The sequence below is a fragment of the Undibacterium sp. FW305-107 genome (assembly GCF_058788535.1).
In genome coordinates this window covers 175494-192579 of sequence record NZ_JBYTAV010000011.1, presented here as the reverse complement: position 1 = coordinate 192579, position 17086 = coordinate 175494, and the positions used below count along the sequence as shown (strand labels likewise).

Sequence of the window (17086 nt, the reverse complement as noted above, 5' to 3'; positions counted from 1 at the left end):
TAAAAAACACGCGACATCGCAGCCCGGCAAGGAACCCGCAAAGCATGTGTTTTTATCTCTTTTTATGATGTTGAGCGTGCTGATTCTAGCTTTGTTTTTTTGACTATAAAGAGGCTGTTACCAGAGATTACACAGCCTACAAGTCGGTAACCGTATAGCAAGCTAAAGCTACAATAGTCATACACTTTGGAACAATAAGTCCTGCCGGTGCCAGCCAGGTGAGTTAGCTCTGGGAGCAGGGAGAAAGTGACATTGAGCCAGAAGGCTTGCACGGGCAGCGCATGCTGCCCGCTCAATTTCCTGCATTAAAGATCAGGATGCCGCAACGTGGTCGAGGATGTTCTGGAAGGCAATGCGGAAATACAATTCATAACTGGCCTGTTCTACATAACCCAGATGCGGGGTGGCCAATACATTTTCCCTGTGCAGTAGTGGATGATCTGGCGCGACGGGTTCGCTCTCGAAAACATCAATCGCGGCAAAACCGGGGCGACCAGCATCCAGCGCCGCTTCAAGTGCGCCAGCCTGCACCAGTTCTGCGCGGCTGGTATTGACGAACAAGGCATCCGGCTTCATCAGGGCCAGATCAGCCGGGCTGACGATGTCGCGCGTCGCATCATTCAATCGCAAGTGCATGCTGATGATGTCGCACTCGGCAAAAAAAGCCTCTTTGGATGCCGCTACCAGCAAACCATCTGTGGCTGCCTGCGCACGGCTGGGTTCACGTCCCCAGACCATGACTTGCATGCCAAAGGCGCGGGCATAGCCAGCGATGAGCTTGCCGATCTTGCCGTAACCCCAGATGCCCAGAGTACGCTTCTTCAAAACCCGTCCCAGCTGGTTATGTACAGGATGAAGGGAGGAGGTTTGCCAGGCGCCTTCCTGCAAGAGCTGTGCATAATTGGCCAGGCGACGTGAAGCTGCCATGATCAGTGTCCAGGTCAGTTCAGCCGGTGCAGTCGGGTCACCGATACCTTCTACGACGGTAATACCCAGTTCAGCCGCTGCTTCCAAATCAATATTGCCTGCTACCTTGCCGGTTTGTGATATCAGCTTTAAATTTGGCAATTTTTGCATGAGCGCGCGCGTCAGGCGGGTGCGTTCGCGTATCAGTACCACGGCATCAAAAGGCTGCAGACGTATCGCCAGTTGACCAATTCCCACGGCAGTATTGTTGAAGACTTTGACTTCATGATCCTTCAATAAGTCAAAGCAAGGCAGCTGCCGGACTACGTCCTGGTAATCATCAAGTATGGCTATTTTCATGGTTCATCCTTATACATTCTTTAAAATCAGGGAAAATCTTTATTCCGGGTTTTATTCAAGTCTGGGTTGAAAAATCTTCACTTTCATAAAACGTAAAACAATGATAATGAAACTGAGGCAAAATTCGCTTCCTGCCAGACTCGCGTGTACAATGTCCGCCTACGTAGCTTTTAGATTCTTCCGCCCCGCGCCATCCTGCCGGGCGCAAGCCAGGAGCCAAGACACCCTCTTGTCTTCGTATTATCCGACAGAACCGCCGCTATGGTGTTCGCCTTGCTTGAGCGCTCCTGCGATCGCATCGCCACAATCTAACGACGATCCTGCCGTGCCGCTACACCGGTTTTTTTATTGAAATGGCATTGGAGGTAGTATCGTGAATCAACCCATCATGAAAGGTGTGGCTGCATTGAACGCACCCGCTTACGTGAAACATCAGAAATTGATCAACTGGATCGCCGAAATGGCGGCTTTGACCAAACCTGACAATATCTATTGGTGTGACGGCTCGCAAGAAGAGTATGACCGTCTGTGCGCACAAATGGTTGCCGCTGGCACCATGAAAAAGCTGAATGAAGCCAAGCGCCCCAACAGTTATCTGGCCTGTTCTGACCCTTCGGACGTCGCCCGTGTTGAAGACCGCACCTATATCTGCTCAGCCAACAAGGAAGATGCAGGCCCGACCAATAACTGGATGGCCCCGGCAGAAATGCGCGCCACCCTGAACCCCATGTTTGATGGCTGTATGCGTGGCCGCACCATGTATGTCGTGCCTTTCTCCATGGGCCCGCTGGGTTCACCCATCGCCCACATAGGCGTGGAATTATCTGATTCCCCTTACGTTGCCGTCAACATGCGCATCATGACGCGCATGGGTCAGGCTGTGTATGACGTACTGGGTACGGATGGTGATTTCGTCCCTTGCGTACATACCGTAGGCGCACCATTGGCAGAAGGCCAGGCTGACGTTGCATGGCCTTGCAATAACACCAAATACATCGTGCATTATCCAGAAACGCGCGAAATCTGGTCTTTTGGTTCCGGTTACGGTGGTAATGCACTGCTGGGCAAGAAATGCTTTGCGCTGCGTATCGCCTCCACCATGGGCCGTGACCAGGGCTGGCTGGCAGAACACATGCTGATCCTGGGCGTTGAATCACCAGAAGGCAAGAAGCATTATGTCGCAGCGGCCTTCCCGTCTGCCTGTGGCAAGACCAATTTCGCCATGCTGATCCCTGCCATCAAAGGCTGGAAAGTCACAACGATTGGTGATGACATTGCCTGGATCAAACCTGGCAAGGATGGTCGTTTGTATGCGATCAACCCGGAAGCCGGTTATTTTGGCGTGGCACCAGGTACCAATACCGCCACCAATTCCAACTGCATGGCGTCTTTGACCGCCAACACCATCTTCACCAATGTCGGCCTGACGGATGATGGCGATGTCTGGTGGGAAGGCATGAGCAAAGAAGCGCCAGCGCACCTGATCGACTGGCAAGGCAAGGACTGGACACCAGAAATCGCCAAGGAGACAGGCCGTAAAGCCGCCCATCCAAATGCGCGTTTCACGGTCGCAGCAACCCAAAACCCGGTTATCGACGCAGCCTGGGATGACCCGGCTGGCGTGCCTATCTCGGCCTTCATCTTTGGTGGCCGTCGCTCAACGACTGTGCCGCTGGTGACTGAAGCCCGCAACTGGGTAGAAGGCGTCTACATGGCAGCCACCATGGGTTCTGAAACCACGGCTGCTGCCGTTGGCCAGCAAGGTGTGGTACGTCGTGATCCTTTCGCCATGTTGCCTTTCATGGGCTACAACATGAGCGACTATTTCCAGCACTGGCTGGATATGGGCAAGAAGATAGAAGCGGCAGGCGCAACACAACCAGCCATTTTCTGCGTCAACTGGTTCCGTACGGATGAAAACGGCAAATTTGTCTGGCCAGGTTTTGGCGACAATATGCGCGTGTTGAAATGGATGCTGGAACGCATAGAAGGCAAAGCAAACGGTGTGGAAAACATCTTTGGTGTCACGCCTACCTTTGCCGACCTGAACTGGGAAGGTCTGAACTTCACGCAAGCGCAGTTCGATACCATCACTTCCATCGACAAGGCAGCCTGGGAAGCAGAATTGAAACTGCATGCCGAGCTGTTTGAAAAACTGGCCTACCACTTGCCAGCCGATCTGGAAGCGACCCGTGTCGCCCTGGAAAAACGCCTGGCAGCGTAAACCATCGTTTTCTGGCAATGACAAAACGCGGCTACGGCCGCGTTTTGTTTTTTTGCACAAACTGGAAATGCGGGCACAAGGGGTGTATAAATATCATCAGCCTCCACCACTCCACGATGCTCATTCTTCCGGGGACCGCATGCGCCTATCCACCACATGGCTGTTGCTAATGCTCACTGGCAGCATGCTGCTATCACCGACCCTGGCGCAAGGACAGTCACAAAGTCGTGAAGAGCGCAGGCTGGATATCTCGCTGTCCGATGCAAATCGCCCGAGTACGATCATCTCTCAAAAAGTCCTGATCAAGGCTTACGAACAACTGGGCATCAAGCTTAATTTCATTGCCACGCCAGCAGCGCGGGCGATCAGCATGTGGAACGGCGGCAGGCTGGACGGTGTTTCTGCCAAAGTCATAGATACAGGTTTGCCAGACTCCATCAAGATAGACATACCCATCGTCTATGAAGAAGCGGTGGTATTTACAGCGAAAAAGAATATCACCGTGGATGGCTTCGATAGCCTGAAACCCTATGTAGTCGGTTATGTCAGCGGGATTCCCTATCTTGAAGACAGGCTCAGGAATGTGGCGCAAAAAGAAACTGCCCCCAGCCTGGAATCACTGTTCAGAAAGCTCGAAGCCGGGCGCACCGATGTCGCCGTTGACTCCCGTTTCAGTTTTTGCCTGGTGCGAAAACTAGGCTTGAACCACATACGCATACTTGAGCCATCGCTGGAAAAACGCCTGGGTTACCACTTCCTGCATGCCAGGCATCAGCAACTGGCGCCTGCTGTGGAAGCGGTTTTACGCAATATGGAAAAAGATGGCAGCATCCGGAAGATCCAGGAAGAAACCATGCAAGAGTATATGGAGCAATGCACTGAGCTGTCTGACGCTAAAAACAAAAAAGCCGCAGGTTGATTACCTGCGGCTCTTCAATCTTGTCCAACGCACTACTTATATGCAATCAGCGCAATCAACGATGTACTGGCAATAATACGGGTTTGCGTTTCAAGCCACTCTTTGCTGTCGCCTGCTCAGACGCCTGCATGATGGCACTGGCACCCAGCGCATGCTCAGTTGGCACAGGCTTGCTCAGCATACGTGCCAGCTTATTGACCAAAGGTTTGCTGATATAGGCTGCCGGAAAAGCGATAGGCCATACAGTCAGCCAGGCTTCCATCCAGGCACCAACAAAGTCATGGCCCCAGCCCATCCACATCAGGCGCAAGACGGCTGTTGCCACCAGGCTCACCAGACCTGTCGTCAGGATGGTAGGCAGCATGGACGCCAGACTCCTGGAACCAGCCACCACACGTGGCTGGCGCTGTGTCACTACCGGGCTCTGGACTGCACCGCCAGCCAGAGAATACGCAGATGAATGTTGCATAAGGCCAATTACTTATTTAATCGTGCTACTGTTTAGTCACGGGCGGTTAGCCACGTGCAGCCAGGGCACGCAATTCAGCTGCCATGTTTGGCGAACTACGGTCCAGATCATTGGCGATGCGGCGGATAGTCAGCATATTGCGCAAATTACGTGAAGCTGTTTTTTCTTCACGAGATTGTTTTGGGCTGATAAGCAGCAAAGCAGCGCGCAACATGCCCAGCAACATAGGCTTGAAAACGATGAGCATGGTGGCCAGGATACCCAGACCCAACAATGGACGGGCAGCGCCAACAACGGCACTGATAGCGATTTGGGAAACTGGCAGGGCACTGGCTGCAGGGAAGGCGATATTCAGGAAAGTCATGATTTACTCCACTCTTTAAACACTTTGTAATGACGTCATAATATTGCACCGCATCATATAATTCTAATTTTGATTTACCATATCAATTATGCTGTTCATGAATAATTGTCAGTAACTTATTATTGACCTACCAACCGGAGCAAATAACGTGAATTTTCTGACATTGGATTTGAATCTCCTGCGTGTTTTTGATGCCGTCATGATCGAGCAAAACCTGACCCGTGCGGCAGACAAGCTGGCCATGACCCAGCCAGCCGTATCCAATGCCCTGAAACGCCTGCGCCATTCGCTGGGGGATGAGTTATTGATACGCACAGCCTATGGCGTGAAGCCGACGCCGCGTGCTGAAACCCTGTGGCCAGCGATACGCCAGGCACTGTCCAGCCTGGAAAGTGCGATTGCCCCGACCAGCTTTGATGTATCACAGGCGCAAACCACCTTCAGGATGGCGATGTCGGACGCTACCGCCGCCTTGTGGATGCCAACTCTGGTGAATGTCCTGGAAAAAGAAGCGCCCCGCGTGAATGTACGCATGGTGCCGCTGACCACCCGTGAACCGCGCCCTATGCTGATGCGTGGTGACATTGATATCGCCATCGGTTTCTTCCCCGGTGTTGTCGCCCAGCTTACGGGCGGGCAAGGCGCGGCCAATAGCGCAATCCGCCATGAACGGCTGTATTCCGGTCACTATGTTGTTGTCATGCGCCAAAATCACCCTTTGGCCAATAAAAAACTGACACTGGACGACTACTGCAATGCAAAACACTTGCTGGTGAGTTTTTCTGGTCGTGCCCATGGCCTGGTGGATGAAGCCCTGAGCCAGATGGGGCGCGAAAGACGCATTGTATTAACAGTTAATCAATTCTTTACCAGTGGTCGGGTAGTGTCCAATTCTGATTTGCTGACAGTGCTGCCGCGCCATCTGGTTGCCGCCACGGGTATGACCGAAGCACTGGTCTGGAAAGAACTGCCTTTCGCCATGCCGGATGTACACGTGGACATGCTGTGGCATGAGCGCGATAGCCGCAACCCCGCCCATCAATGGATACGCCGCAACCTGGTGGATATGACACACTCCAATTTGATTACCGAATTGGAACATGAGGTAAAACTCGATACCTGAAGCACGGAAAGAATTTCATCCTTACTTCAAGGTCGAAAATCGAGGCCGAAAATCAAGGATAGAGAAAAAGGACGAATTTGCTTACTATTGCCGCAGCTTGAAAAACTTGCTAGTCTGAAATCCGGTTTTTAAGACTGGCTTTTAAGCCTGGTGTTGACTTTATTAAACTGGCCAGTCCAGGAGTTTAGCAGCATGACATTTCAGCTTTAGATATGACCGAAGTCCGTAACACTTGCTGTCGGCTCTTGTTTTTGCTCGCATTTTGCCTGGGCATCTGCGGAACGGGTGTACACGCGGCAATTTTAAAGCTGGATAATGGCAAGAATGAAATTCCCTTAGCCTCTGCCTTCCAGATCTATGAAGACAAAAGTGCACAACTGCAAATAGCAGACATCCTCAAACCAGGCAGCACGACAGAGTTCCGGCCCTTGCGCGGCAATCTGAGTGCCTCTTTTTCCGCATCCGCATTCTGGCTGAAGCTGGATGTACAGCGCAGCCAGGCCAATATTGCCCGGCAATGGTTGATGGAGCTGTCGCCGGTCTTGCTTGACGATATCCGTCTGTACCATGTCAGCCCTGACGGCAGCATGACGGTGCACCGTGCAGGTGACCGCCTGTCTTTTTCCAGCCTGGAGCTAAAACACCGCTATCCGCTGTTCATGCTGCAATTGCCGGATACCCAGGTACATCATCTGTATCTGCGCATACAAAGCAGCAGCGCGGTATTTTTGCGTGCCAGCCTGTGGGAATCACATGCCTTTGCGGAACACTCGAACCAGGTTTCCATTTTCATGGGTATTTATTATGGCGTCCTGCTGGCCATGATTGTGTATAACCTGTTGCTAGCCATCTCTTACCGCGACGTGGCACTGCGCTATTACCTGTTTTTGTCTTGCATAGCCTTGCTGGCGGGAATGAGCCTGAACGGCCATGTTGCCATGTACATACTGCCTGACTGGCCGGAACTGGTGGATATACTGCCCAGCTTTCTCTCGCCGCTGGTGGTCATGAGTTCCACCATGTTTATCGCCAGTTTTTTGCGCCTGCATGAAAAAATGCCGCGCATCAATCGTCTGTTCATTTTTACCCAGATCATTTGCGCCTGTGTGTCACTGGCCGTGCTGGCCGGTTATTACCAATTGGTCGCACCACTCATGCAATTGACAGGCTTCGCCCTGATGATGGTGATTTTGCCGGTTTGCCTGCTGGTGGGCATGCGTGGTTATCGCCCTGGTTATATCGTCTTCCTGGCGTCGGCCACCTGGATTACCGGGCTTTCGCTGGTGGCACTGCGCAATATGGGTGTACTGGAACCGAGCTGGGCAACCGAGTATGGTTTCCAGATAGGTTCAGCCATAGAAGCCATCTTGCTGGCACTGGCCCAGGCTTACCACATCAGCCTGATGAAGAAAGAACATGCCCAGACCCAGGCCACACTGCTGGAAATATCCCAGCGTACTGAACAAGAGCTCGACGCCAAGGTCAGGCAGCGCACTGCCGAGCTGGCAGAAGCCGTGGCCAGCCTGCAAAAACTGGACAAGGACAAGAATGATTTCCTTGGCATTGCTGCCCATGATTTGAAAAACCCCTTGACCAGTATCATAGGCATGAGCGATTTGTTGCGTAAACTGCAGCAGGACATGCCGGAGCAGCAGCGCCAGCATTATCTTGAGCGCATCAGCAGCAGCGGCCAGCGCATGATGCGCATCATCAGTAATTTGCTGGACGTGAATGCCCTCGACTCCGGCCATCTGCACCTGAAATTGCAAAGTCTGGATTTGAGCAAGATTTTGCAGGACGTGGCCCAGCAATATACCGAGATGCTGAAAGCCAAAGACTTGCAAGTGATACTGGATATACAAGATGGCGTCATGATCAGGGCAGACTTTGATGCCTGTGTACAAATCATTGATAACCTGTTGTCGAATGCGGTCAAGTATTCGCCTTTGGGCAAGCGCATTTGGCTGAATGTCAGCAGCACTGCAGGATTTGGCGTTTTCCAGGTCAGGGATGAAGGGCCGGGCTTATCCACAGCTGACCAGCAGCATTTGTTTGAAAAATTCTCCAAACTCTCCAGCCTGCCGACAGCGGGTGAACATTCCAGCGGCCTGGGCCTGTCCATCGTCAAAAAACTCAGTGAAGCCTGCGGCGGCAAAGTCGATTGCGAAAGCGTGGTCGGGCAGGGTTGCAACTTCATGGTAGAACTACCGCTGGCAGCATAAATATCTGGCCAGACGGGAATGGCTTACAATCACTGACATTCAACGTACATCAACAATATCCATCATGTTCACAGGCATAGTACAGGGCATAGCCCGCATCGCAACACTCAATGACAAAACCGGCTTGCGCACTTATCAGCTGGAATTTCCCGATGGTTTTTGCAAGGACCTGGAAATCGGTGCCAGCGTCGCCGTCGACGGCGTTTGCCTGACCGTGACAGCCCTGCACGGCAACAATGCCGCAGAATTTGATGTCATGCAGCAAAGCCTGGCCATCACCACCCTGGGCGAATATGCTGAAGATGGCCGCGTCAATGTAGAGCGTGCCGCCAAAGATGGTGCCGAGATCGGTGGCCACCCTCTGTCCGGCCACATCGACTTCAAAGCCCATATCGCCCAGATACGCGAGCTGGAAAACAATTACGTGATACGCATCGCCGTACCACCAGAATGGCTGCGCTATATCTTCGCCAAAGGCTATATCGCCATCAATGGTGCCAGCCTGACGATAGCCGAGGTCAACCGCCAGGAAGGCTGGTTTGAAGTCTGGCTGATCCCCGAGACCCTGCGCATGACCGTCTTTGCCGAGAAAAAAACCGGTGCCAGCCTGAACATAGAAATTGAACGAACCACGCAAGTCGTGGTCGATACCGTACGCAATATGCTGGCAGAAACCCTGGGGCCACTGTTGCCAGCATTGGAAAGCCTGCTTGCGCAGCAAGGCAAGGACCTGGGACAAATCATACAAGCCCAGGTGCCGCCACCCAAATGAACTGAACCTGCGCTTGCCTCAGCCTCAAACATTAAAAGGATAGCCATGCACACTGCCGTACCAGATCCAACCAGCGAAGCAGCCACCACTATCCTCAACAATATCCGGCTATGGCAAGATGCCACGGCTGCCGGGGATGTGGATAAGTTGCTGGATTTGATGGATGAAGAAGTGGTATTCCTGGTGGCAGGTCATCCGCCCATGAAGGGCCGTGAGCAATTCGCCCAGAACCTGCGCAATATCTTGCAAACACATCACATCGCTTCCAGCTCACAGATACAGGAAATTGTCGTACAAGCCGATCTTGCCTATACCTGGTCTTACCTGCAAGTCGAGATCATCCCTAAACAGGCGGGCCAGCATATGAAGCGTGCCGGGAATGTGCTGAGTATCTGGCGCTTGCAGGCAGATGGCAAATGGCGTATCAGCCGTGATGCCAATCTGCTGACGCTGGAAACCCAGCCTGAGCCGGGAGCCTGAGCATGCGCAAGCTTTCCGGCTCATCGCTCAACAGCTTGTCCACAGGCTTGTCAACATACATATCTACACACTTATGCACCGCTTTTCTGGGCTTGTCCACAGCCTTATGTACAAGCTTATCCACAGATGCCTATGCACAAAACATTGATGCACCGAATGTCGTCCCCATCACGGCACAACTGACCAGCTCGGGCCAGCCTACCGCCAAAGCGCTGGAAGGACTGGCAGCACAAGGCTATGAAGCCGTCATCTACCTGGCCCCGCCGCACGTCTCTGATGCGGTACGCGAAGAGAACCTCATCGTCGGTCGCCAGAACATGCTGTTTGTGAATATCCCGATAATTTTCAACAAGCCAGCTGTCAGCGACTACGAAACCTTTGCCGCCATCCTGCAAGGCCTGGGAAATAAAAAGGTATTGGTGCACTGCCAGGTAAATATGCGCGCATCCACCATGGTCTTCCTGTACCGCGTCGTGATCGGCAAGGAAGACCCCGTCCTCGCCTATGAAGCCGTCAGCAAGGTCTGGGCACCCAGCGGGCCATGGAAGGCTCTGATGCTGGATGTCCTGCAAAAGCACAAGATCAATTTTGATCCGTATTGATTCTTGACTGTCACTGTAACCACCTACTTTGGTAGGCTGTGTTTTTGTATTCCGCCTCTGTAGTATGCAAAGTGGGCATGTCTTATGTTGGTCATGCTGTCTAAAAACCGGGTGGAATATCGTGATTGAATACTTCAGCAATGCCATCAAGAACGAGCATATCGTTACCTGGGGACAGGCTATACGCGCCCTGCTTATCTCAATACCGGTTTTTGTACTCTTCCTGATAGTCTCGACCGTCATCGTGGTCGGTATCGTCGTACTCGCTGGTTTCACAGGACAGGGCGGGCATGGCAGCAACCCCAGCAACACAGAATTCTTTAACTCTGCATTTGGCTATGCCAAGATATTTGGTCTCATTACTTTCCTGAGTTCACTTGCCGTCATACGCGCTATCTGTCTGTGCATAGGTGCCGTGTGCCAGGTAAGTTACGGCAAAACCAATATTGCTTTCTTTATCGTCACCGGTGTACTTGCCACAGCCTTGTTGTTGATGGCGGTTTTTTTTACTTATCTGCGTCCCAGTCCCTGAGCGCTGAAATTCTTTTACGGAAGTCTGTTGCATTTACCCCCACGGAAGAAATCGTAACACCGGAAGATATCGTAACAAGTGAAATATCGACAATGCCCGTGTCATAATCATTGTGCAAAATTTGAGCAATCCATCCAGATCAATCAGGGACACCACATGCAAAGCAAATCGTTAAAAATGGCGATGTTGTTCGCCTTACTCATTGCCATCATAGGCGGCGCATACTGGTACAAGAACAAGAGCCCGGGTACCTCTGATGGCATTGGTGCCCTGGTGGTCAATGATGATCCGAATGCGCCTTTGACCCTGGTGGATGCAGCTGACCGTGGCCTCGATGGTGCACCCGCACTGGCGCTGACCTTCAGCATCCCGCTCGACAGCAGCAAGACTTATGAAAAATACCTGCAGGTATTCGAGATGCCAGCTTCGGCTGCTGACCTGAAAAAAGCCGAAACCAATAGCAGCGATGAAGACAATGGCTATGACGACGACGGCCAGTCCAAAAAAGGCAAGGTCAGCACGGTCAGCACCAAGGCTGAAGACACTGACAGCAAGGGTGGCAAACCGGTAGCCGGTGCCTGGGTGGTAGGTGAAAACCCGCGCCTCTTGTACTTCCCGCATATCAAGCCGCAAACCCGCTATGTGGTGCAAGTGCAGATCGGCCTGCCCGCGCGCAATGGCAAGACCCTGGGTAGTGAAGCGCGCTATTCCATCGTCTCGGCTCCTGTCTCACCTTCCTATTATTTCGCCAGCAATGGCATGGTCTTGCCCGCCAAACAGAATGGTGGCTTGCCCATCGTGACAGTGAATGTGCCAGAAGTGGATGTGCAATTCCTGCGCGTGAAAAATGACCAGTTGCCACGCTTTCTGGACCGCGTCATCAATGGCAAGCCTAAAAAAGCCGATGCCGCAAAAACTGAAGGAGAAGAAGGTGAGGGTGGAGATGATTACAACTACGACTGGAAACGCAGCAGTTTGAAAGGTGCCGTCCAGGTTTACCAGCTTGATGATTTGCGCAATATGTCAGACAGTGTCTATCTTGGTCGCTTCATGACCGAGCAAAAAGCCAATAAACGCAGCGTCACCTATATCTCGGTGGAAGATATCAAGGAGCTCAAGGATCCCGGTGTGTATGTCGCCGTCATGAGCCAGCCTGGCCGCTTCCGCTATGAATACCAGACCACGTATTTCTATGTATCCGACCTCGGCCTGCATACGCATTTGTATGACAAGTCAGCGGATGCCTTTGTCAGTTCTTTGACAGATGGCAAGGCCGTTAGTGGCGTCGAAGTATCGTGGATGGATGAAACCGGCAAAGTACTGGCCAAGTCTGACACCAATGGCGACGGCCATGTGACTTTTGCCGAACAACCCAAAACTGCCAAGGTCTTGATGGCACGCAAGGGCGAGCAAATTTCTGTACTGGCCCTGAAAGAACCCGCACTGGATTTGTCTGAATACGATATCACCGGCTCACCATTCAAGGCGACGCGCCTGTTTGCCTATTCTGGCCGCAACTTATACCGCCCCGGTGAACAATTTGATTTGTCGGTATTGGCACGCGATGCCGATGGCCGTGCCGTACCTGCCAAGGCCATACAGGCCAAGCTGAAACGCCCGGACGGCAAGGAACAGTTCACCGCCACCTGGCGACCAGACCAGCGCTTTGCCGGTTACCTGGTCAAGCGTATGGAGTTGCCTGCCGATGCACCTACTGGCTTCTGGACCCTGGAATTGCGTGCTGACCCTGCCGACAAGGTGCCGGGTACAGTATTCCGCTTCGGTGTCGAAGAATTCCTGCCAGAACGCATGAAGCTGGATTTGTCCAGCAAGCTGGCGAATTTGGCGGCTGACAGTGACTACAGTGTCGATGTCGTCGGTAATTATCTGTATGGCGCACCAGCAGCCGGTAACCGCCTGCTGGGTGTGGCCCAGTTTGAACGTAATAAAAATCCGCTGGCCAAGCAGTACCCCGGTTTTGAATTTGGTGATGTCACTGAGAATGAAGCCAAGACCCGCACTGAACTGGCTGAAAGCAAGCTTGATGATGAAGGCAAGGCCTCCGTCGATGTTGATCTCTCACCTATCGCCAAGCGCCGTTCACCCTTTACCGTGCGCACTACCCTGAGCCTGCTGGAAAGCGGTGGACGCCCCGTTGTACGCAGTATGGAACGCGTAGTCTGGCCAGCCCCGGTGCTGGTCGGCCTGCGCCCCATGTTTACTGGTGAATATGCGCCTGAAGGCAGCCCGGTAGAGTTTGAAGTCATACGTTCGGACAAGGATGGCAAATTGCAGGCTTCACCGACTTTGCCGGTGCGCTTGTTCCGCGAAGACCGCAATTATTACTGGCGCTTTGAAGACCAGCGCGGCTGGCAGTCCGGCTTTACGGAGACGGACGAACTGGTAGAAACCAGTGCCGTCGCCGTGCCCGCCAATGGCCGTGGCAAATTGCGCCTGCCAGTGCGCTATGGCCGTTATCGCCTCGAAGTGCTGGACCCGGACACCAAGATGCAGGCCGTGTACCGCTTCTATGTAGGCTGGAGTGCACGCACAGATGAAAGCCAGGGCGTGCGCCCTGACAAAGTCGCCATGAAGCTGGATAAACCGGTCTACAAAGACGGCGACACTGCACGCCTGACGATCACCCCGCCGCACAAGGGCGAAGCCCTGATCACGGTAGAAGGTGACAAGACCCTGTGGATAAAACGCATGTCTGTCGGTGCGGATGCAACCACGATCGATATCCCGCTCAACAAAGACTGGAAACGTCACGACCTGTATGTCACTGCCGTGGTTTTGCGCCCCGGCAATGAAGGCGACAAGGTAACACCAGCACGTGCACTGGGCCTGGCGCATATCCCGCTGGACAGGGCAGACCGCAAATTCGCTGTGACCATGGAAGCACCGGTCAAAGTGCTGCCTGACAGCACCGTCAAGGTGAAAATCAAGGTGCCAGAGGCCAAAGGCCAGAAAACCATGGTGACCTTATCGGCAGTGGATGTGGGCATTTTGAACATCACCAAGTTTATCTCGCCTGATCCGCATGCCTTCTTCTTTGCCAAATTGCGTTATGGCTCAGACCAGCATGATATCTATGGCCGTCTCATAGAAAAAATGCAGGGCCAGAAAGGCAAACTGAAATTTGGTGGTGACAATACGCCCAAAGCCACCAAGAGCTTGCCGAAGAAGGTCAAACTCATCGACATCTTCAGTGGCCCCGTGCAACTGAATGAGCAAGGTGAAGCCGAGATACCGCTGGCCATCCCTGACTTCAACGGTACCTTGCGCCTGATGGCCGTGGTGGCCGGTGGCGAGCGTTTTGGCGCCAAGGATGCCGAGATGACAGTCGCCGCACCGCTGATTGCCGAACTGGCGACGCCACGTTTCCTGTCCTTTGGTGACACAGCCATCGTCGCGCTGGATTTGCATAATCTCTCAGGTGCAGGACAAAGTCTGAAAGTCAGCATCAATGGCGGCGAAGCACTGAAACTGACGGAAGCCGAACGCAGCGTGAGCCTGAAAGACCAGCAAAAACAAACCCTGCGCTTCCCTATCGAGGCCAAGCCGATGCCGGGTTTGCATACCATTACTGTCAATATCAGCGGCTCTGGCATCAAGATGGAGCGCAGCTTTGCTTTGACCGTGCAGGCACCGACGCCACAAACCCAGATCACCAAGCGCTTTACCGTAAAAGCCGGTGAATCGCTGGATATCAAAGAGGCTGACCTGGCAGGCTTGCACAAGGGATCGCTGCTGGCGCATATGGTGGTATCAAACAAGGCACCTATCGATATCCGCGCCGCCATTCAGGGTTTGCTGACTTACCCGTATGGCTGTGCCGAGCAAACCACAAGTACTGCTTACCCGCATGTATTCGTAGATGAAGAAGCCGCCAAGCGCTTTGGACTCAAAGCTTATACACGCGAGCAAAGGGTAGAAATGCTGGACAAGGCCATCGCCCGCCTGGCCAGCATGCAGGCACCCAATGGCGGCTTCAGCCTGTGGGGCAATGTATCCGAGTATGAATACTGGCTGTCTGCCTATGTCACCGGCTTTTTGGTGGATGCACGCGAACAGGGCTTTGGCGTACCAGATGCCATGTATAACAAGGCCCTGGATTACCTCCTGCGCGGTTTGCAGGATGGCGTAGCACGCATGCCAGCCAGCCCAAAACCGGCAGCAGCAGCGACTACTACCGGCACCAGCACCAACCTGTGGGAAGAAAACCGCGTGCGTGACAATAGCCACTTCAATGTACTGGCTGCCGGTGCGTATGTACTGTCACGCCAGAACAAGGCACCGCTGGCAACATTGCGCCAGATGCACGACGCCCGTGGCCACGCGCAATCCGGCCTGGCCCTGGTGCAACTTGGCATCGCCCTCAAGCAAATGGGTGACAAGGCACGCAGCGATGTGGCCCTGGCCGAAGGTGTCAAGAAGGGCCGTGACAATGGTTATTGGTGGTATGACTATGGCAGCAACCTGCGCGACGCTGCCCTGTCCTATGCCTTGCTGGATCGCCACCAGATCACGCTGGCTGGCCGCGATAACCTGATCGGTGTCATCGCCAATGAGATGGAAAAACATCGCTACTACAGCACCCAGGAAAAACTCGCCCTGTTCCTGGTAGGCCGTTCTTACAGTACTGGTGAGGCAGCGCCATGGACAGGCACCCTGGCTATCGCAGGCAAGACCGATGAATTGTCAGCCAAGGCCACGCTGTTCCGCGAATTGCAGGCCAGTGAATTGTCAACCGGTGTCAAGCTCAGCAACAGCAGCAAAGACAATCTGTATGTGGAATTGTCCATGACCGGCAACCTGGTCAAGCTGCCACCTGCGAAGAGCGACGTCATAGAGCTGAGCCGCAAGATGTATGCACCAGATGGCTCAGAAATCGGTAACCGTGCCCTGAAGGTAGGCGAAACCATCATCATGCGCATTACAGCCCGCAGCCGCAGCGTCATGGGCACAGGCATGATCGTTGACCGCATCCCGGCTGGCCTGGAAATCGAAAACACGAACATCGTCCAGGGTGAACAAATGGGTGTCGTAACAATAGACAAACTCAATCCTGCCGAAGCCATGCAAAACCCGCACATCAAGCATGTCGAGTTCCGCGATGACAGGTTTGTAGCGGCAGTACGCATGGACTGGAATGTACTGAATCTGTTCTACCGGGTGCGGGTAGTAACACCAGGTAAATTCGTCATACCACCGCTGTATGCGGAAGATATGTACAGGCCGGATTTGTATGGGCAAACGGGTGGGACGGATGTGTTGACTGTGGTGGAAAGTGGGAAGTAGTGATTTATTGCGGAGGTTGGGTAGATCGTAGGTTGGGCTACGGTTTACCAGCCCAACAATGGGCGCTCGATGACGTAATTCGTTTATCAAAGCCTGACCTAAGACCTCTCACCACAGAGGAAGGAAAGACTTCTTGCAAGAAGTCTTCGTTACGCAGGCGTGTGGCATGCCACACGAATTCCCTGCTACACCACAGAGACACAGAGGAAAAGCGGAGATTGTTTAGCTCCTTCCACTTCAAGGGGGAAGGTTGGGATGGGAATAGGTTTCGGTAAAACAACGGCAATCATAAAGACGTCGCTCCAGCGAAGGCTGGGGCCCAGTGGCGTTCGTTGCATACTTGAGTCGTTATTAAAGCGATTGCCCTTCGTAGATACCAGCCGGGTCTCGGCCCGGCGGCCGAAATCCTTTCTTTGCTTCGCCAAAGAAAGGATTCAAAGAAAGGCGACCGCAGACTCGCCCTTCGGGTGCTTACGCTACGCTTCAGCATAATTTGTGCATCACAAAAAATGGGAAGATCCGAAACTCGCTTCGCTCAAACATCGGCTCTTCTGATTCCATTTTCCGTGAAGCACAAATTACATCGGTGTAGCAGGGATTTCGGATTGCATGCAATCCGCCTGCGTAACGACATTGCCTTGCAAGGCGATGTGTCTCCCTTTAGGGACACAGGGCCCAAGCGGTTGAAGGTCAAAAGCAGAGTCAAAAACAAGATCAAAAACAGGGTAATTTGATCACTATAAAAATAACGTTATATCTCGTTCTTTTATCTTATTTTCCTGAATGCGTTGCTAATAAAAACCTACCCG

Annotated in this window: 12 protein-coding genes; 9 read left to right on the top strand and 3 right to left on the bottom strand. The window is 53.0% G+C overall.

What is annotated here, in order from left to right:
* Positions 1-312: 312 nt before the first annotated feature.
* Positions 313-1266: a D-2-hydroxyacid dehydrogenase family protein gene (locus AC3WQT_RS23580; RefSeq protein ID WP_492707636.1), complete on the bottom strand. Its 954-nt coding sequence runs from the start codon at positions 1264-1266 to the stop codon at positions 313-315.
* Between the two features lie 373 nt (positions 1267-1639).
* Here AC3WQT_RS23580 and AC3WQT_RS23575 point away from each other — a divergent pair, with 373 nt between their 5' ends.
* Both AC3WQT_RS23575 and AC3WQT_RS23570 read left to right on the top strand, forming a co-directional pair.
* On the top strand, positions 1640-3490 hold the full coding sequence (locus AC3WQT_RS23575) for a phosphoenolpyruvate carboxykinase (GTP) (RefSeq protein WP_492707634.1): 1851 nt from the start codon (positions 1640-1642) through the stop codon (positions 3488-3490).
* A 139-nt stretch (positions 3491-3629) separates the two neighbouring features.
* Positions 3630-4409 carry a substrate-binding periplasmic protein gene (locus AC3WQT_RS23570; protein ID WP_492707632.1) on the top strand — a complete coding sequence of 260 codons (780 nt, stop codon included), beginning with the start codon at positions 3630-3632 and terminating at the stop codon, positions 4407-4409.
* Between the two features lie 55 nt (positions 4410-4464).
* Here the strand turns inward: AC3WQT_RS23570 and AC3WQT_RS23565 are convergent, their stop codons facing one another.
* Both AC3WQT_RS23565 and AC3WQT_RS23560 read right to left on the bottom strand, forming a co-directional pair.
* Positions 4465-4878 carry a DUF2798 domain-containing protein gene (locus AC3WQT_RS23565; protein ID WP_492707630.1) on the bottom strand — a complete coding sequence of 138 codons (414 nt, stop codon included), beginning with the start codon at positions 4876-4878 and terminating at the stop codon, positions 4465-4467.
* Positions 4879-4924: 46 nt separating this feature from the next.
* On the bottom strand, positions 4925-5242 hold the full coding sequence (locus tag AC3WQT_RS23560) for a hypothetical protein (protein WP_492707628.1): 318 nt from the start codon (positions 5240-5242) through the stop codon (positions 4925-4927).
* Positions 5243-5390: 148 nt separating this feature from the next.
* Between AC3WQT_RS23560 and AC3WQT_RS23555 the strand changes: the two genes are divergently transcribed.
* The 7 genes from AC3WQT_RS23555 (at position 5391) to AC3WQT_RS23525 (ending at position 16277) form a co-directional block, all read left to right on the top strand.
* A complete protein-coding gene (locus tag AC3WQT_RS23555; protein WP_492707627.1) occupies positions 5391-6365 on the top strand; it encodes a LysR family transcriptional regulator in 975 nt (324 codons plus the stop codon).
* A gap of 245 nt (positions 6366-6610) precedes the next feature.
* Complete coding sequence (locus AC3WQT_RS23550) at positions 6611-8587, top strand: sensor histidine kinase (RefSeq protein ID WP_492707625.1); 1977 nt, start codon at positions 6611-6613, stop codon at positions 8585-8587.
* A 64-nt stretch (positions 8588-8651) separates the two neighbouring features.
* On the top strand, positions 8652-9359 hold the full coding sequence (locus AC3WQT_RS23545; RefSeq protein WP_492707624.1) for a riboflavin synthase subunit alpha: 708 nt from the start codon (positions 8652-8654) through the stop codon (positions 9357-9359).
* Positions 9360-9404: 45 nt separating this feature from the next.
* The gene (locus tag AC3WQT_RS23540; protein ID WP_492707622.1) at positions 9405-9839 is read left to right on the top strand and encodes a YybH family protein; all 435 of its coding nucleotides are present in this window, start codon (positions 9405-9407) and stop codon (positions 9837-9839) included.
* A gap of 2 nt (positions 9840-9841) precedes the next feature.
* Positions 9842-10441, top strand: coding sequence for a protein tyrosine phosphatase family protein (locus AC3WQT_RS23535; protein ID WP_492707621.1), 600 nt, complete (start codon positions 9842-9844; stop codon positions 10439-10441).
* A gap of 121 nt (positions 10442-10562) precedes the next feature.
* Positions 10563-10973, top strand: coding sequence for a hypothetical protein (locus AC3WQT_RS23530; protein ID WP_492707619.1), 411 nt, complete (start codon positions 10563-10565; stop codon positions 10971-10973).
* Positions 10974-11129: 156 nt separating this feature from the next.
* Positions 11130-16277, top strand: a complete 5148-nt coding sequence (locus AC3WQT_RS23525; protein ID WP_492707618.1) for an alpha-2-macroglobulin family protein — start codon at positions 11130-11132, stop codon at positions 16275-16277.
* Positions 16278-17086: the final 809 nt, after the last annotated feature.